16 protein-coding genes are annotated in these 16,059 nt (G+C 70.7%); 10 read left to right on the top strand and 6 right to left on the bottom strand.

All coding sequences use genetic code 11. The features are described 5' to 3' along the window. Positions 1 to 128: 128 nt before the first annotated feature. The gene (locus ACFVS6_RS17425) at positions 129 to 1,028 is read right to left on the bottom strand and encodes a LysR family transcriptional regulator (RefSeq protein WP_389704640.1); all 900 of its coding nucleotides are present in this window, start codon (positions 1,026 to 1,028) and stop codon (positions 129 to 131) included. A gap of 182 nt (positions 1,029 to 1,210) precedes the next feature. On the opposite strand from ACFVS6_RS17425, the gene ACFVS6_RS17420 reads away from it, so the two are divergent. Together ACFVS6_RS17420 and ACFVS6_RS17415 are read left to right on the top strand one after the other, a co-directional pair. Next, on the top strand, positions 1,211 to 1,984 hold the full coding sequence (locus ACFVS6_RS17420; RefSeq protein ID WP_389704638.1) for an SDR family NAD(P)-dependent oxidoreductase: 774 nt from the start codon (positions 1,211 to 1,213) through the stop codon (positions 1,982 to 1,984). A gap of 85 nt (positions 1,985 to 2,069) precedes the next feature. Beyond that, positions 2,070 to 2,783: an ester cyclase gene (locus ACFVS6_RS17415; protein WP_389704636.1), complete on the top strand. Its 714-nt coding sequence runs from the start codon at positions 2,070 to 2,072 to the stop codon at positions 2,781 to 2,783. 68 nt (positions 2,784 to 2,851) lie between these two features. Here ACFVS6_RS17415 and groL read toward each other — a convergent pair whose 3' ends face one another. Continuing rightward, positions 2,852 to 4,480, bottom strand: coding sequence for a chaperonin GroEL (gene groL / locus ACFVS6_RS17410; RefSeq protein ID WP_389704634.1), 1,629 nt, complete (start codon positions 4,478 to 4,480; stop codon positions 2,852 to 2,854). Between the two features lie 132 nt (positions 4,481 to 4,612). Then, positions 4,613 to 4,921: a co-chaperone GroES gene (gene groES / locus ACFVS6_RS17405; protein WP_055418319.1), complete on the bottom strand. Its 309-nt coding sequence runs from the start codon at positions 4,919 to 4,921 to the stop codon at positions 4,613 to 4,615. A 304-nt stretch (positions 4,922 to 5,225) separates the two neighbouring features. Here groES and ACFVS6_RS17400 point away from each other — a divergent pair, with 304 nt between their 5' ends. The 5 genes from ACFVS6_RS17400 to ACFVS6_RS17380 all read left to right on the top strand — a co-directional run bounded on the left by ACFVS6_RS17400 (position 5,226) and on the right by ACFVS6_RS17380 (position 10,675). Then, positions 5,226 to 5,723: a hypothetical protein gene (locus tag ACFVS6_RS17400; RefSeq protein ID WP_389704632.1), complete on the top strand. Its 498-nt coding sequence runs from the start codon at positions 5,226 to 5,228 to the stop codon at positions 5,721 to 5,723. A gap of 34 nt (positions 5,724 to 5,757) precedes the next feature. After that, positions 5,758 to 6,438, top strand: a complete 681-nt coding sequence (locus ACFVS6_RS17395; RefSeq protein ID WP_389704630.1) for a response regulator transcription factor — start codon at positions 5,758 to 5,760, stop codon at positions 6,436 to 6,438. Beyond that, positions 6,431 to 7,894, top strand: a complete 1,464-nt coding sequence (locus ACFVS6_RS17390; RefSeq protein WP_389704628.1) for a sensor histidine kinase — start codon at positions 6,431 to 6,433, stop codon at positions 7,892 to 7,894. The genes ACFVS6_RS17395 and ACFVS6_RS17390 overlap by 8 nt, the downstream gene beginning before the upstream one ends. Positions 7,895 to 8,015: 121 nt before the next feature. Beyond that, positions 8,016 to 9,269 carry an LCP family protein gene (locus ACFVS6_RS17385; protein WP_389704627.1) on the top strand — a complete coding sequence of 418 codons (1,254 nt, stop codon included), beginning with the start codon at positions 8,016 to 8,018 and terminating at the stop codon, positions 9,267 to 9,269. Further along, entirely contained in the window at positions 9,257 to 10,675 is a 1,419-nt protein-coding gene (locus ACFVS6_RS17380) for an FtsW/RodA/SpoVE family cell cycle protein (protein WP_389704625.1), read from the top strand. The genes ACFVS6_RS17385 and ACFVS6_RS17380 overlap by 13 nt, the downstream gene beginning before the upstream one ends. 501 nt (positions 10,676 to 11,176) lie before the next feature. Here the strand turns inward: ACFVS6_RS17380 and ACFVS6_RS17375 are convergent. Then, complete coding sequence (locus tag ACFVS6_RS17375) at positions 11,177 to 11,920, bottom strand: GntR family transcriptional regulator (protein ID WP_389704713.1); 744 nt, start codon at positions 11,918 to 11,920, stop codon at positions 11,177 to 11,179. A 189-nt stretch (positions 11,921 to 12,109) separates the two neighbouring features. Between ACFVS6_RS17375 and ACFVS6_RS17370 the strand changes: the two genes are divergently transcribed. Both ACFVS6_RS17370 and ACFVS6_RS17365 read left to right on the top strand, forming a co-directional pair. Continuing rightward, on the top strand, positions 12,110 to 12,244 hold the full coding sequence (locus ACFVS6_RS17370; RefSeq protein WP_389704624.1) for a hypothetical protein: 135 nt from the start codon (positions 12,110 to 12,112) through the stop codon (positions 12,242 to 12,244). Beyond that, on the top strand, positions 12,237 to 12,476 hold the full coding sequence (locus tag ACFVS6_RS17365; protein WP_389704622.1) for a hypothetical protein: 240 nt from the start codon (positions 12,237 to 12,239) through the stop codon (positions 12,474 to 12,476). The genes ACFVS6_RS17370 and ACFVS6_RS17365 overlap by 8 nt, the downstream gene beginning before the upstream one ends. A 473-nt stretch (positions 12,477 to 12,949) precedes the next feature. Here ACFVS6_RS17365 and ACFVS6_RS17360 read toward each other — a convergent pair whose 3' ends face one another. Together ACFVS6_RS17360 and ACFVS6_RS17355 are read right to left on the bottom strand one after the other, a co-directional pair. Continuing rightward, the gene (locus tag ACFVS6_RS17360; protein ID WP_389704620.1) at positions 12,950 to 13,831 is read right to left on the bottom strand and encodes a polysaccharide deacetylase family protein; all 882 of its coding nucleotides are present in this window, start codon (positions 13,829 to 13,831) and stop codon (positions 12,950 to 12,952) included. Then, the gene (locus ACFVS6_RS17355; RefSeq protein WP_389704618.1) at positions 13,831 to 14,781 is read right to left on the bottom strand and encodes a polysaccharide deacetylase family protein; all 951 of its coding nucleotides are present in this window, start codon (positions 14,779 to 14,781) and stop codon (positions 13,831 to 13,833) included. Before ACFVS6_RS17355 ends, ACFVS6_RS17360 begins: the two co-directional genes overlap by 1 nt. A gap of 72 nt (positions 14,782 to 14,853) precedes the next feature. Here ACFVS6_RS17355 and ACFVS6_RS17350 point away from each other — a divergent pair, with 72 nt between their 5' ends. Beyond that, entirely contained in the window at positions 14,854 to 16,056 is a 1,203-nt protein-coding gene (locus ACFVS6_RS17350) for a methyltransferase domain-containing protein (RefSeq protein ID WP_389704711.1), read from the top strand. Positions 16,057 to 16,059 lie beyond the last annotated feature (3 nt).

The raw sequence follows: 16,059 nt of genomic DNA, 5'->3' as shown, positions 1-16,059 counted from the left end.
GACCCCCCCCCCTACCCACCCCAACTAGGGTTGCGGCGTCCCGGACTACCCGCCGCCCCCCGGGTTGCCCGGGGTCCGGCGGGTGACGGGGCCCGGGGCGCCACGCGTCCGGCCGTACCGCCGTACGGTCAGCGCGTGGCGGCCCGCGCCAGCTCGCCCAGGGTCGCCGCGACGGCCGGTACCCGCGCCAGGTCCGGCAGCGTCAGGGCCACGACCTCCCGCTCGACGGCCGGCTCCACGGCCAGGGTGCTGACGCCCTTGGCCCGTACGGACTCGACCGCCAGTTCCGGCAGCACCGCCACGCCGAGCCCGGCGCCGACCAGGCCGACCACGGCCGGGTAGTCGTCGGTGGCGAAGTCGATCCGCGGGGTGAAGCCGACGCCCTCGCACACCTCGACGAGGTGGCGGCGGCAGCGCGGGCAGCCCGCGATCCAGGGCTCGTCCGCCAGCTCCGCCATGCCCACCCGTTCGGCGCCCGCCAGCCGGTGCCCTTCCGGGACCAGTCCGACGAGGCGGTCGGTGAGCAGCGGCGTGACCACGAGGTCCTCCCACTCGGACGCGGAACCGGACGCCCCGCCGTAGCGGAAGGCCAGCGCCAGGTCGCAGTCGCCCTCGCGCAGCATCTCGACCGACCTCGGGGGTTCGGCCTCGACCAGGGAGATCCGGGTGCCCGGGTGCGCGGCGCGCATGGCCGCGAGCGCGGTCGGCACCAGCGTGGAGCTGCCGCTGGGGAAGGACACGAGCCGGACCCGTCCCGCGCGCAGGCCGGCGATGGCCGCGACCTCCTCCTCGGCCGCTGTCAGCCCGGCAAGGATTCCGGCGGCGTGCCGCACCAGGGCCTCGCCCGCCTGCGTCAGGCGCATCTCGCGGCCCGTGCGGATCAGCAGCGGGGTGCCCGCCGACTGTTCGAGGGCCTTCATCTGCTGGGAGACGGCGGGCTGGGTGCAGCCGAGCTCGCGCGCGGCGGCGGAGAAGGAGCCGGTCCCGGCGACGGCGCGCAGGACCCGGAGATGACGTGCCTCTATCACCCCTTGAGCATAAGCCCGACTTTGACTGCAACGCGCTTACCGGGGTCGCGCTTTGAGCTCGCCGGGGCGGGCGTGGCCGCATCCACCCCGCGCGGGCACGGTCGGTAGCGGATCGCGGGACGGCCCGAACACCGGCCCCGCCCCACGGGACACCCCCTGACCCGGGCGGCTAGGTTGCGCCTATGACGACTGCGTTGATTACGGGATCCACGGCGGGCATCGGCGCCGCCTTCGCCCGCCGGCTCGCCGCCCAGGGCCACAACCTCGTGCTGGTGGCGCGCGACACCAAGAGGCTGGCCGAGCAGGCCACCGAACTGCACGACCGGCACGGCATCGAGGCCGAGGTGCTGGCCGCGGACCTCTCCACCGAGGAGGGCATCACGGCCGTCGAGACCCGCCTGGAGGACCGTACGCACCCGGTGGACCTGCTGGTCAACAACGCCGGCTTCGGCAACAAGGGCCGCTACCTCGAAGTGTCCATGGCCGACGAGCTGACCATGATCAAGGTGCACATCGAGGCGGTGCTGCGGCTGACCTCGGCGGCCACCGCGTCGATGCGCTCGCGCGGTCGCGGCGGCGTCATCAACGTGGCCTCCGTGGCGGCCTTCGTCCCGCGCGGCACCTACGGCGCCAGCAAGGCCTGGGTCGTGCAGTTCACACAGGGCGCGGCCAAGGACCTCGCGGGTTCCGGCGTGCGGCTGATGGCCCTGTGCCCGGGCTTCGTGCGGACCGAGTTCCACGAGCGGGCCGGCATGGGCACGGACAACATCCCGAGCTGGCTGTGGCTGGACGCCGACAAGCTGGTGGCGGCGGCGCTGGCCGACCTGGCCCGCGGCAGGACCGTGTCGATCCCGGACCCGCGGTACAAGGCGCTGATGGGCGTGGTGAAGCTGACGCCTCGCGGACTCCTCGGCGGCGTGTCGTCCCGCACGGGCCGCAAGTACGGGCCGCAGTAACCCGTTCAGCCCGTTCACAAACCGGCCAAACGGGTGAAATCTCCCTAAACTGGACGTGTCCCGATCCGGCCTGGGAGGCGACACGATGACATTCGTACAGGTGATCGATTACGAGACCCGACGGTTCGCCGAGATGAACGCGCTGATCGACCGCTGGGCGGAGCAGAGCAGCGGCAGGCGCACCGCGACGCGCGCGATGCTCGGCCAGGACCGCGAGGCGCGGAACCACTACGTGGACATGGTGGAGTTCGCCTCGTACGAGGAGGCCATGGCGAACTCCCACCTCCCCGAGACCGAGCGGATGTTCCAGGAGATGGTGGCCCTGTGCGAGGGCATGCCGAAGTTCATGAACCTCGACGTGGTCCGCGACCAGCACCTCAACAAGCAGCTCGTGGAGCGGGTGTTCCAGGAAGCCATCATGGGCGGGGACATGGGCGTCCTCGACGAGTGCTTCGCGGCGAACTACATCGACCACGACATCAGCAAGGAGGAGTCCACCGTCATCGGACGGGAGGGCATGCGCGCGGACATCGAGACCTGGCGCGGCGCCTTCGACATGACCTTCGAGCCGATGGCCCGGCTCGCCGAGGGCGATCTGGTCACGACGGTGTGGAACTGGCGCGGCACCCACGACAAGGGCCCGTTCATGGGGGTCGCCCCGACCGGCAGGACGTACGAGATGTCGGGGAGCACCACGTTCCGGTGCACGGGCGGGGAGATCGTCGAGGGCTGGTGGCACTACAACCCCGGAGCCCTGCAACGGCAGATGGGTGGATCCGGTACCCCGTACGGGTCCTGAGGCCGCATCACGGGGAAGGCCCCGTCCCGCGACTGCGGGACGGGGCCTTCTCGGCGTGGTGCGTGCGATCAGTGGCTGTGGCCGTGACCGTGGCCGTGACCGGCGTCGCCCTCTTCCTCGGCCGGCTTCTCGACGACCAGGGTCTCGGTCGTGAGCAGCAGCGAGGCGATGGAAGCGGCGTTCTCCAGCGCGGAACGGGTGACCTTGACCGGGTCGATGACGCCGGCCTTGACCAGGTCGCCGTACTCGCCGGTGGCGGCGTTGAAGCCCTGGCCCTTGTCGAGCTCGGCGACCTTCGAGGTGATGACGTAGCCCTCGAGGCCGGCGTTCTCGGCGATCCAGCGCAGCGGCTCGACGGCGGCGCGACGCACGACCGAGACGCCGGTGCCCTCGTCGCCGGTCAGGCCGAGGTTGCCATCCAGGACCTTGACGGCGTGGACGAGCGCGGAGCCACCGCCGGAGACGATGCCCTCCTCGACCGCGGCACGGGTCGCCGAGATGGCGTCCTCAAGGCGGTGCTTCTTCTCCTTGAGCTCCACCTCGGTGGCGGCGCCGACCTTGATGACGCAGACGCCACCGGCGAGCTTCGCCAGGCGCTCCTGCAGCTTCTCGCGGTCCCAGTCCGAGTCGGTGGACTCGATCTCGGCCTTGATCTGGTTGACGCGGCCCGCGACGTCGGCGGAGTTGCCACCACCGTCGACGATGGTCGTGTCGTCCTTGGAGACGGTCACGCGGCGCGCGGAGCCCAGGATGTCCAGACCGGCCTGGTCGAGCTTGAGGCCGACCTCCTCGGCGATGACGGTCGCACCGGTGAGGGTGGCGATGTCCTGGAGCATGGCCTTGCGGCGGTCACCGAAGCCGGGGGCCTTGACGGCGACCGCGTTGAAGGTGCCACGGATCTTGTTGACGACGAGGGTGGAGAGCGCCTCGCCCTCGACGTCCTCGGCGATGATCAGCAGCGGCTTGGAGGCGCCGGCCTGGATGACCTTCTCCAGCAGCGGCAGCAGGTCCTGGATCGAGGAGATCTTGCCCTGGTGGATCAGGATGTACGGGTCATCGAGGATGGCCTCCATACGCTCCTGGTCGGACACCATGTACGGCGACAGGTAGCCCTTGTCGAAGGCCATGCCCTCGGTGAATTCGAGCTCCAGGCCGAAGGCGTTGGACTCCTCGACGGTGATGACACCGTCCTTGCCGACCTTGTCCATCGCCTCGGCGATGAGCTCGCCGACCTGCGAGTCCTGCGCGGAGAGCGCGGCGACGGCGGCGATGTCGGACTTGTCCTCGATCGGGCGGGCGGTCGCGAGGAGCTCCTCGGACACGGCCTTGACCGCGGCGTCGATGCCCTTCTTCAGGGCGGCCGGGGAAGCACCCGCGGCGACGTTGCGCAGACCCTCGCGGACCAGTGCCTGGGCCAGCACGGTGGCGGTGGTGGTGCCGTCACCCGCGATGTCGTTGGTCTTGGTCGCCACCTCCTTCACGAGCTGCGCGCCCAGGTTCTCGTACGGGTCGTCCAGCTCGACCTCGCGAGCGATGGTGACACCGTCGTTGGTGATGGTCGGCGCGCCGAACTTCTTGTCGATGACGACGTTGCGGCCCTTGGGACCGATCGTCACCTTGACCGTGTCGGCAAGCTTGTTGACGCCGCGCTCGAGGGCGCGACGGGCGTCCTCGTCAAACTTCAGAATCTTCGGCATGGGAGCGGTTCCGCCCTCTCGTTGCGATCCTCGGCCGCTCACCGCGACCGCATGGAAACGAACTACGCCCCTCGCCGCCCGGCATCAGCAGGGTGACCAGGGGCGTAGCTCACAGCAAAACTGGAGAAGTGATTACTTCTCGACGATCGCGAGCACGTCGCGGGCCGAGAGGACGAGGTACTCCTCGCCGTTGTACTTCACTTCGGTGCCGCCGTACTTGGAGTACAGGACGACGTCGCCGACGGTGACGTCGAGCGGAAGACGGTTGCCGTCCTCGAAGCGACCGGGACCGACGGCAAGGACGACGCCCTCCTGGGGCTTCTCCTTCGCGGTGTCCGGAATGACCAGGCCAGAGGCCGTGGTCTGCTCGGCGTCGAGCGGCTGGACCACAATGCGGTCCTCGAGCGGCTTGATGGCAACCTTGGAGCTGGTGGTCGTCACGATCCGACCTCCCCCTTCGGAGATCCGGGGTTAACTGTCTGAGGTGGCGACCAGGTCGATCCGTCGTCGCGGGTGCCGGACCAGCCTGTCGCTGTGTTGGCACTCACCAGGGGCGAGTGCCAGGTGCGACACTATTCCGGCGATTAGCACTCGGTCAAGCGGAGTGCCAACACGCGCCGGCCGAGCCGTACGGATCAGGCCGCCCGGAGGGCGTGTTGGGCCCTGGTCACAGGCGTTCCGACGGGGTGGCGCGGCCCGATTTTTTCCGTGTCCCCGCAGGTCGGCGACCCCTATGATCCCGATCATGAACACCTCAACGGGGGCAGGGCGGCGCCGCACGGCGGGCGGCATCGGCTTCGGACGTCTGTACTCGACCGCCATCTCCATCGCCGGAGCGGTGATCCTCCTCCACTTCGTCATCCCCCGGATGACGACGCAGCTGACCGGCATCGAGGGTTCCTTCCGCGCCGTGTCCTGCACCCCGTACGAGTCCCGCCGCGACGCCGACAGCGTGATGTGCAGCGGCACCTTCACCGCCCGGGACGGCTCCTTCTCCCTCGCCCGGGTCTCCGTGGACACCACCTTCGACACCCCGCCGACCGTCCCCGTCGCGACCGTCGTCAGCGGACCGGACGCCACCGGGGCCGTCTCCGCCGAGCGCCGGGCCTGGGCCCTGCCGGGCGCCACCGGGCTGCTCTGCCTCGCCGTCGCCGTCTGGAACGTCACCTCCATCGCGCGCACCGTCCGCGCCTCCCGGGCGGGGGCGGGCACTCCCGCCGCGGCCGGGCCGGCCACGACCTGAAGGGCGTTCCCGCCCGGTATGTGACGCTTGAGCGGTGCGCATCCTGGTGGTCGAAGACGAAGAGAACCTGGCCGAATCCCTACGGCAGGGCCTGTCCGCGGACGGTCACCGCGTCGAGGTGGCCCACGACGGACACCGCGGCCTCGAACTGGCCCGCACCGGCGGACCCTACGACGCGGTGGTCCTGGACCTGATGCTCCCGGGCCTCGACGGCCACGAGATCTGCACCCGGATGCGCGCCCACGGCGACCCGACCCCCGTCCTGATGCTGACCGCCCGGGACGGGGAACGCGACGAGGCCGACGGCCTCGACGCGGGCGCCGACGACTACCTCACCAAACCGTTCTCCTTCGTCGTGCTCGGCGCCCGCCTGCGGGCCCTCGCCCGGCGGGCCGCCGCCCCCGAGCCCACCGTGCTCCGGGTCGGGGACCTCGTCCTCGACCCGCAGGACCGGCGCTGCCGCCGCGGCACGCGGGACATCGAACTCACCACCCGCGAGCTGGGCGTCCTCGCCTGCCTGATGGAAAGGCCGGGCCGGGCCGTCGCCAAGCAGGACATCCTCGACGAGGTCTGGGACGCCCCGCACGCCATCGACCCGAACATCGTGGAGGTGTACGTCTCCTCCCTGCGCAGGAAGATCGACGCGCCCTTCGGCCGCCGCTCCATCCTCACCGTCCACGGCACCGGCTACCGGATGGCGCCCGACGGTGGTTAGCAGCCTCCGGGCCCGCACCGCCGTGGCCGCCGCCCTCGCCATGACCGCCGTCCTGGCCGTCGGCGGCCTTTGGCTGCACGCCGTGCTGCGCGCCAACCTCCTCGACAACACCACCGGGCGCACCGAACTCGCCGCCCGGAAGGCCGCCGCCCGGTTCGACTCCCGGGACCCGTCCCCCGGCGGGCGGCTGCCCGCGCCCGAGGGCGGGGTCGACCTGGTCCTCGTACGGGACGCGGCCGGCCGGACGGTCGCGTCCAGCGGGGACCCCGAGGACGCCCCGGACTTCGGCGCGCTGCTCCCCCGCCCCGGCCCCGGCGACGACTCCCGCTCGACGGTCCTGCCCCCCGCCCACCCCGACGGCCAACGCCGCGCGGTGGTGGTGGTCGCGACCCCGGGGGGCGGGGGCGCCGGGAGGGGTGGGGGTGCCGGGGGTGCCGGGGATGCCGGGGACGTCGGGGGTGCCGGGGCCTCCGGGGGCGTCGGGGGCTCCGGGGAGCACGCGCCGTACGCCGTGTACGCGATGACCGTGCTGGGCGACGTCGACGACGCCACCCGCGCCATCGCCGCCGGCCTGCTCGCCGGCGCTCCCCCGCTCATCGCCTTCGCCGCCGCCCTGGCCTGGTGGGTCACCGGCCACGCCCTGCGCCCCGTCACCGCGATCCGTGGCGGGCTGGCCTCCGTCACCGCGAGCGAGCTGGACCGGCGGGTGCCCGACCCCGGCGGCGCGGACGAGATCGCGCGGCTGGCCCGGACCGTCAACGACACCCTCGACCGGCTGGAACGCTCCGACGCGCGGCAGCGGCAGTTCACCGCCGACGCCTCCCACGAACTGCGCAACCCGCTCGCCGCCGTCCGCTCCCGGCTGGAGGTGGCCCTGGCCATGGAGCGGCCCGACCGGGCCTCGGTGGCCGCCGCGCTGGCCGACACCGAACGGCTCCAACGGATCGCGGCCGACCTGCTGCTGCTCGCCCGCCTCGACGGCGGCCCGGCGCCGCGCCCCGAACCCGTCGACCTCGCGCTGTTGGCCGCCGAGGACGCGGCCCGCCGGCCCGCGCCCCGGGTGCCGCTGCGGCTGGAGGCGGACACGCCCGTGGCGGCGTACGGGGATCCGGCCCGACTGGAACGGGCCCTGGCCAACCTGGTGGACAACGCCCTGCGCCACGCCGCCGGCGGCGTCGTCGTCCGGGCGCGGGCGTGCGGCGACTGGGCGGAGCTGGAGGTCGTGGACGACGGTCCGGGGATCCCGGACGCGGACCGGGCCCGGGTGTTCGAACGGTTCGTACGACTGGACGCGGATCGCGGCCGGGCCGGCGGCGGAACCGGGCTGGGCCTGGCCATCGCCCGGGAGATCGCCCGGGCGCACGGGGGCGACGTACGCGCCCTCCCCGCCCGGGACGGCGGCGCCCGACTCCGCCTGCGCGTCCCCGGAGCCGGTGGGGACGGGCGATCCCGGTAGCGGATCGCCGGAGGGGGCAGGCGATCCCGGTAGCGGATCGCCGGTGCCGGCAGCCGTTGCCGGTCCCGGCTGCCCCGGCCCTCAGGATTCCTTCAGCGGGTGTGCCCCAGCATCGGTGGGCATGAGCGCGCAACGGAGGAAGACCAGCCGCCGCCGGCCCTCGCGACGCCGGATCGGCCGCACGCTGCTGATCACCGGCTGCGTGCTGACGGCGGTGGCGGGCGGCACCGCCTGGTACGTCTACCGGGACCTGGTGTCGAGCATCGGCAGCTCCAAGGCCCTGGAGGGCGCCGAGAAGTCGGCGCACGGCGACGTGAACGTCCTGCTCATGGGACTGGACAGCCGCCGCGACCAGAACGGCGACCCGCTGCCGGACGAAGTGCTCGACAAGCTGCACGCCGGCAGCTCCGACATCGGCGGCTACAACGCGAACACCATGATCCTGCTGCACGTACCCGCGGACGGCAGCCGGGCGAAGGCCTTCTCGATCCCGCGCGACGACTTCGTCGCGATACCCGGCCACGGCAAGGACAAGATCAAGAAGGCGTACGGGCTGGCCAAGGCCGCCAAGGAGGACCAGCTGTCGGCGCAGGGCGTCAAGGACCGGCGGCAACTGGAGCAGGAGGGCCGGGAGGCGGGGCGCCGGGCGCAGATCGACACCGTACGGAACTTCCTGGGCGTCCCGGTCGATCACTTCGCGGAGCTGAACCTGGCTGGGTTCTACCACCTCGCGGACGCCCTCGGCGGGGTCCCGGTGTGCCTGAACAAGCCGGTGAAGGACCGCTGGTCGGGAGCGGACTTCCCGGCGGGCCGGCAGCAGCTCGACGGCCGGCAGTCACTGGCCTTCGTACGCCAACGGCACGGCCTGGAGATGGGCGACCTCGACCGGACGAAGCGGCAGCAGGCCTTCCTCGCGGGCGCCACGCAGAAACTGAACTCGGCGGGCACCTTCACGGATCCGGTGAAGCTGGTCAAACTGATCGACACGGCGAAGAAGGACGTCGTGACGGACTCCGGGTGGGACCTGCTGTCGTTCGTGAGGCAGGCGAAGAACCTGTCCGGGGGCAAAGTGCAATTCACGACACTTCCCATCGAAGGGTTCGGAAGGAACCATGGGGAGGACATCAACGTCGTAGATGATATGAAGATAAAGCGCCTCATAGCCGAGCAGATCGGTCCTCAGACCACTGCGACCCCCAGTGCGCCGGGCGCTTCGTCCTCATCCCCGTCCTCGCCCCCGTCCCCGCCCTCGTCCTCGCCCTCACCCCCCGCGTCACCGCCGACGCAGGATTCGGGGCCGCAGGATTCGGGGCGGCAGGATTCCCGGCCGCAGAAGGGCAGCATCGACGGCGGCGGCATCCCGTGCGTGGACTGAGGCCCCGCACGTCGGCGGGTCCCCGCCGGCGCACCGAAGCACTGCTGCTCGTCCTCGTCGTCGGCATCGCCGTCTTCGGCCACGTGAGCGCCGGCCTCGCTATGAACGGCGAGCTGCCGCAGCACCTGCCCAGCTTCGTCATCAGCATGAGCCTGCTGTCGCTCGTGGGGCATCTGGGCATCCGACGGTTCGCGGCGTACGCGGACCCCCTGATCTTCCCGCTGGCCATGCTGCTGACGGGGCTCGGGCTCGTACTGATCCACCGGCTCGACCAGGGGTACATCGAGCGGTACAACTCGGACGCGAACGCGCCCGGTCAGCTGATGTGGACGGTGGTCGGCGTCGCCGCCTGCCTCCTCGTCGTGGCGCTGCTGCGCGACCACCGGCTGCTCCAGCGGTTCATCTACATCACGATGGCCGGCTCGCTGGTGCTGCTGATCGCGCCGGCGTTCTTCGGCGCGGACACGTACGGCGCGAAGCGGTGGATCAAGCTGTTCGGCTTCTCGCTCCAGCCCGGCGAGTTCGTGAAGATCATGATCGCGGTCTTCTTCGCGGGCTACCTGGTCGTCCACCGCGATTCGCTCGCGCTGACCGGACGGAAGTTCCTCGGCATGCGGCTACCCCCGATGCGCCAGCTCGGCCCGATCGTCACCGTGTGGATCGTGTCGATGCTGGTCCTGGTCTTCGAGCGCGACCTGGGCACCTCGCTGATCTTCTTCGGCGTCTTCGTCGTCATGCTGTACGTCGCCACCGAGCGCACCAGCTGGATCGTGTGCGGCCTGCTCATGGCCTCCGTGGGCGCCTTCGTCGTCGGCTCGACCGAGCCCCACGTCAAGGCCCGCGTGGCCGCCTGGCTGAACCCGCTCTCGTTCTACTGGGAGAACCGACCGCCCGGCATCACCTCGGACCAGTCCGCCCAGGCCCTGTTCAGCTTCGGCACGGGCGGCATCTCGGGCACCGGCCTCGGGCAGGGCCACCCCGAGCTGATCGCCTTCGCGGGGCGCAGCGACTTCATCCTGACGACGGTGGGCGAGGAACTCGGCCTGGCCGGGGTCATGGCCGTCATCCTCCTCTACGCGCTCCTCGTGCAACGCGGGCTACGGATGGCACTGGCCGCGCGGGACCCGTTCGGCAAGCTCCTGGCGGTCGGCCTCGCCGCCGCGCTGGCGCTCCAGGTGTTCGTGGTCGCCGGCGGCGTCACGGGCCTCATCCCCCTGACGGGCAAGGCCCTGCCCTTCCTCGCGAAGGGCGGCTCGTCCCTACTGGCCAACTGGATCATGATCGCCCTCCTGCTCCGCATCAGCGACAGCGCGGAACGCCAACGCGAAGCGGACACCCACGACCCGGCGGAAACGACGATCACCCCGATGGTGGGGGCGGGGGCGGGGGCGGGGGCAGGGGTCTAGGCGGGAGCGGGTCGGGGGTGGGCGGGATGCACTCGGTCCGTGTCAGGGAGGGTTTGGTGGTTTCCCGCCGGTCTCATCGTCTCCCCGTGGCGGGCCGGTCCCTCAAGGGCGCTCCTCCTTCGTCGTCGCGTCGCTTCGCGATGGCCTTCGGCCACCCTTGACCGACCGACCCGCCACGGAAAGCCGAAGACCGACGGGAACCCCCCAAAAGAACGGTCACGGGTCAGAGATGAACAGGGACGGGTCCCTCAGTGACGAGGCGAGGGGACGGGTGCTGCCCGACAGGGCATGCGGGCACGCCGGAGGGCCTGCGGCCGGGCCAGGGGCGCGGGCACGGGCTCTACCTGCCCGTCAGGACGAGGAAATCGACCTCAGGGCACGTCAGACGGGCCATAAGCACCGGGTTCGTGGGTTCTTCGCCCGGTTCGGCGTCTGCGAGCCGTCTGGGCTTGAAGAAGCAGGTTTGCTTGCCGCCGTGCGGGGACGGGTCCGAGGTGGCTCCTAGGCGTCGAAGTCGTACTCCAGCACGTATGACGCGGAGTCCAAGGTCATCTCGTTGACCTCGACGGCATGCCCGTCCTCGGTGAACGCGGTGCGGACGATCTGGATGACGGGTGTGCCCATGGCGAGCGACAGTCGCTCGGCCTCATCGGCTGAAGGCATACGAGAACGGATCTCTTCGCGGAAGTGAGCGGGGCGATGCCCCAGCTCGGCCAACCTCGCGTAGGTCCCGCCGGGGCCGGTGTCGACCTGAGTGATGGCGGAGTCGGCGACCACGTCGGACGGCAGGTACGACTTCGCGAAGAGCACCGGCTTGCCATCGAGCACGAAGCGGCGACCACGGGTCCAGACCCGGGAGCCGGAAGAAACACCGAGAGCGTCGGCGATGCGGCTGTCGGCCTCTTCCTCCCGCACCTCGATCTGGTCGACGACCAGGTCGCGATCTTCGGTGTCGGTGGACCAGATGGATCGGCCCGAGCCCCACTGCTCCTGCGCCAGCCGTTGAATACCTCGTCGTCGTAGCGGTCTGAACGCTCGGACGAAGACGCCCGCACCCTTCCGCGCCTCGGCGAGCCCTTCGTTCTGAAGCACACCGAGAGCCTGCCGTGCGGTCATCCGAGCGACGTCGTACGCAGCCATCAGGTCGTTCTCACCCGGCAGCCGGTCCCCCGGCCCGTACTCCCCCGACTGGATGGCCGCCCTCAACGCATCAGCGATCCGCTGGTACTTCGGCTGGCCCGTCATCAAACCGATCACTCCCTCTCCTCTCTAGACACCCTAGGGCCAAAGGTCGGTCGCTGCATTTAGCAGAATCACGCCCCAACCGGTGAGATCTCTAGACATGCCTTGACGGCGCAGGGTTGCATCAGCTGCAATGAATACATCTCTAGAGAGGTTGTCTGAGAGGCATCCTCGTGGCTGAGGAGAGTGCGTATGCGCCCGATCGTTATCGCCATCGAAACCGAGGACGTCGCTGCGCCGATCGAACCCAGTGCGGAACTACTCGACCGCGCGCTGGTCGGCTGGGAGCGCTTCCTCGACACCTTCGAAAAAGCACCCGATGAGTGAGCGCTACGAGTACCTACCGCATCGACTTCTGCGGCAGCGGGTGCGCGACGTGGCCTCCGGCACCGAGGGGGAATTGATGGCCGTGGTCAACGAGAACGTCTCGGACTCGCCCTTGAATGATCACTGGATGGAGTTGGCCTACATCCGCGCCGCATCCGGCCGTGAGTTCACCACGGCGATCCACAACATCCAGCCCGCCGTTGACCAACCACGGGAGAATCGCAGGCAATGAGGCGTGAAAAGGGCCTACGGTTCAGACAATTCTCAGCCGCCTGGCGTGCCCTGAGGTCGACTACGTCGTCCTGGCGAGCCAGTAGGGGCCCCTTGGCCGTCTGTCGGGTGTGGAGAGGTGCTGTGACGTGCCCGTATGCCCGATGGGCCGACCCCCGGTCCCTCGTCTCGTCACTGACGGACCCGCTCCTGCTCATCCGTCCCCCGTGACCGTTCTTTTGGGGGGTTCCCGGCGGTCTTCGGCTTTCCGGGACGTGCCGGTCGGTCAAGGGTGGCCGAAGGCCATCGCGAAGCGACGCGACGACGAAGGAGGAGCGCCCTTGAGGGACCGGTACGGCACGGAGAGACGATGAGACCGGCGGGAAACCACCAAACCAACCCTGATCCGGACCAAGGACATCCCGCCCACCCCCCGACCCCACCAACAGGACAACCCCGCCCCACCAAAGCCCCCCCACCCCCGACCCCGCCCCCCTACAGCCAGTCCTCCAACCGCCCTATGCGGTAGCCCTGTTCCTGGATGCTGCGGAGCATGCGCGTCGTCATCTGGGTTTCCGTCGCGCCCTTGAGTTCCGACGGGCCGCGGAAGTGGGCCAGGACTATGTCGCCCGGGTGGAGGGCGGAGCCCTCGGCGTACTGGAAGTTGTTGATCTGCATCGACGCGCGCCACAGGACGACCGAGGAAATACCGCACTCGGCAGCGGCCCTGAGGGTGTCGTCGTTGTAGTTGCCGAACGGCGGGCGGAACAGCGGCGGGCGTTGGCCGAAGCGCTGCTGCAGGCGGTCCTGCTGGCCGCATATCTCCTTCTTCTGCGCCGCGTAGGGCAGGGTCCGGAGGTTCGGGTGCGTCAGGGTGTGGTTGTTCACCGTGCTGCCGGAGCCGTTGTCGCGGAGCTTCTCGAAGTGTCCGTAGTCCGCGGAGGCCACGTTGTCGGTGAGGAACATGCTGATCGGCAGCTTGAGTTCGGCTGCCATCTTCAGGAATTCGGGGTCCTTCTCCGCGCCGTCGTCGAAGGTCAGGAACACGACCTTGTCCTGCGGCGCGACGGGTATTCGGTCCACGACCGCCGCCTTGCCCGGGGCGGCCTTCGGGAGTTGGGGCTTGCGGTCCGGCTTAGGGGCGTACTGGACGGGGGCGGTCAGCCCCCACTTGCGGTACGCCTCGTCCGGGGAACGCGTGGCCGAGGAGGGGGAGGCGGAGGCCCCGACGGACGGGGAGGCCGTGGGGGTCGCCCCGTCCTGCGTGGCCTTGCGGCCGAGCCGTTCGATGGGATCCACGCTGTTCCCGCAGCCCGACAGGGAAAGCGCGAGCGCGCCGGCCGTCAGCGTCCCGGCCAGCAGCCGGCGCGCGTACATCACAGGTAGTCCTCCAGGCGGGCCACGGCGTACCCCTTGTCCGTGATGGTCTTCATGGCATGACGGATCATGTCAGGCATCGTGCCCTTCCAGTCCTCCCGTCCCCGGAAGTGGGTCAGGATGATGTCGCCGGGGTGCAGGTCACGGTCCCACTCCCGGTAGTCCATCCGGTTCGGGAAGGCCTCGGCGTTCCACAGCGGAACGGCCTTGATGCCGCAGGACTTCGCCGCCATGAGCGTGTCCTGGTTGTAGTTGCCGTACGGCGGGCGGAAGAGCGTGGGCCGCTTGCCGAACTGCTTCTGGATCGTGTCCTGCTGGCCGCAGATCTCCTGGCGCTGCTTCTCGTACGACAGCGCGGGCATGTAGCGGTGGTTGAGGGTGTGGTTGTTCAAGGTGACGCCGGCGGCCTGCATCTCCTTGAAGTAGGGGTAGTCGTCGCGGACGATGTAGTCGCTGAGGAACGCCGTGTACGGGATCTTCAGCTCCTTCATCATCTTGATGAACTCGGGGTCCTTCTCCGCGCCGTCGTCGACCGTCAGGAAGACGACCTTGTCCTCCGTCGGGATCGTCGTGAAGACGGGCGGGAGTTCCTCCTGGTCCTCGACCTCGAAGCCGTCGCGGGTGGTGATCTCCGGCTTCTCCTTGGGCCCCGGCGGGGCGACGAGGGGCGGCTTGGCCAGGCCCCACCGCTTCGCGGCGGCGACCCGGGCCTGTTGGGCGGCCTTGAGCCGGTCGGCGACGTTGCCGGCGGCGCCCGCCGCTCCGGGCCCCGCCTCGGCACCCTTGGCGGGCTTGGTCTTGGCCGGCGTCTCCTGCTCCCCGGCGCCGCATCCCGTTCCGAGGGCGGCCACCAGCAGCGCGGCCACGGCCACCCCGTACCGGCCGCGCGGACGTGCCGCGGACCGGTGACCCATGTGCGCGGTCTTTCCCTTTTGTCGTACTAGCTGCATAGCTGCGGATCTTTACATCGCACAACCGCCCGCCCCGGCCGACACCACGGCCGGACTCCGCCCTTCCACCGACTGGCCCACAATGGAGCGGTGACCCCCGAAGACTTCGCCGCGCTCCTCACCTCCGAGGGCCACGCGCTCCTCGACTCGCTCCGCGACCACGACCCCGCCCAGGAGCTGGCCCTCGCCACGCGGCTGCGCCGCGAGCACCCCGCGCCCCTGGTGTCGGCGGCGCTGGGGCAGGCCAGGTTGCGGCAACGGGCGGTGGCGAAGTTCGGGGCCGAGGACGCGTTCCGGATGTACTTCACGCCCGGCGGCGGCGAGATGGCCACCCGCGCACCGGTGGCCTCGTACCGCGCGGGCCGGCTCGCGGAGCTCGGCGTACGGAGCGTCGCGGACCTCTGCTGCGGCATCGGCGGGGACGCCCTCGCCCTGGCCCGGCTCGGGATCCGGGTGCTGGCGGTGGACGTCGACCCGCTGACGGTGGCCGTCGCCCGGGCCAACGCCGAGGCGCTGGGCCTGGCGGACCTGATCGAGGTCCGGGAGGCGGACGTGACGGACGTGGACGTGTCCGGGTACGACGCCGTCTTCATCGACCCGGCGCGCCGCGGTGGCCGCGGCCGCGTCTTCGACCCGGAGTCGTACTCGCCGCCGCTGTCGTGGGCCGTGGCGACGGCCCGTGCGGCGAAGTACGCGGCCCTCAAGGTCGCCCCCGGCATCCCGCACGAGGCGGTGCCGGAGGAGGCCGAGGCGGAGTGGATCTCCGACCACGGGGACGTCAAGGAGGCCGTGCTGTGGTTCGGGACCGCTCCCGGCACCGTCCGCGCCACCCTGCTGCCCGGCCCGCGGCTGCTGCGCACCACCGACCCGCTGCCCGACCCGGAGGCCGGTCCGGTCGGCCGCTGGCTCTACGAGCCGGACGGGGCCGTGATCCGCGCCCACCTGGTCGCCGAGGTGGCCGAGGAGCTCGACGGCCGGCTCATCGACCCGACCATCGCCTACGTCACCGCCGACGAGCTGCGCCCGACGCCGTACGCGACCGCGTACGAGATCACCGACGTCCTGCCGTTCGGCCTGAAGAAGCTGAAGGCCCTGCTGCGCGAGCGCGAGGTCGGCATCCTGACCGTGAAGAAGCGCGGGTCGGCCATCGAGCCGGAGGAGCTCCGCAGGAAGGTGAAGCCGCAGGGGCCGAACTCCGCGACGGTGTTCCTGACGCGGGTCGCGGGAGCGCCCTCCATGCTGATCGGCTCCCCCGCCCAGGCGTCGGGGGCCTGACGC

It is taken from the genome of Streptomyces sp. NPDC057939, from assembly GCF_042887545.1.
Classification (GTDB): Bacteria; Actinomycetota; Actinomycetes; order Streptomycetales; family Streptomycetaceae; genus Streptomyces.
This window is presented reverse-complemented; position numbering and strand designations above follow the sequence as displayed.

Coding starts and splice junctions, on each gene's coding strand:
- groL (WP_389704634.1), bottom strand. CDS start 4,480: ATGCCGAAGATTCTGAAGTTTGACGAGGACGCCCGTCGCGCCCTCGAG.
- ACFVS6_RS17365 (WP_389704622.1), top strand. CDS start 12,237: ATGAGTGAGCGCTACGAGTACCTACCGCATCGACTTCTGCGGCAGCGG.
- ACFVS6_RS17370 (WP_389704624.1), top strand. CDS start 12,110: ATGCGCCCGATCGTTATCGCCATCGAAACCGAGGACGTCGCTGCGCCG.
- ACFVS6_RS17355 (WP_389704618.1), bottom strand. CDS start 14,781: ATGCAGCTAGTACGACAAAAGGGAAAGACCGCGCACATGGGTCACCGG.
- ACFVS6_RS17385 (WP_389704627.1), top strand. CDS start 8,016: ATGAGCGCGCAACGGAGGAAGACCAGCCGCCGCCGGCCCTCGCGACGC.
- ACFVS6_RS17360 (WP_389704620.1), bottom strand. CDS start 13,831: ATGTACGCGCGCCGGCTGCTGGCCGGGACGCTGACGGCCGGCGCGCTC.
- ACFVS6_RS17415 (WP_389704636.1), top strand. CDS start 2,070: ATGACATTCGTACAGGTGATCGATTACGAGACCCGACGGTTCGCCGAG.
- ACFVS6_RS17420 (WP_389704638.1), top strand. CDS start 1,211: ATGACGACTGCGTTGATTACGGGATCCACGGCGGGCATCGGCGCCGCC.
- ACFVS6_RS17400 (WP_389704632.1), top strand. CDS start 5,226: ATGAACACCTCAACGGGGGCAGGGCGGCGCCGCACGGCGGGCGGCATC.
- ACFVS6_RS17375 (WP_389704713.1), bottom strand. CDS start 11,920: ATGACGGGCCAGCCGAAGTACCAGCGGATCGCTGATGCGTTGAGGGCG.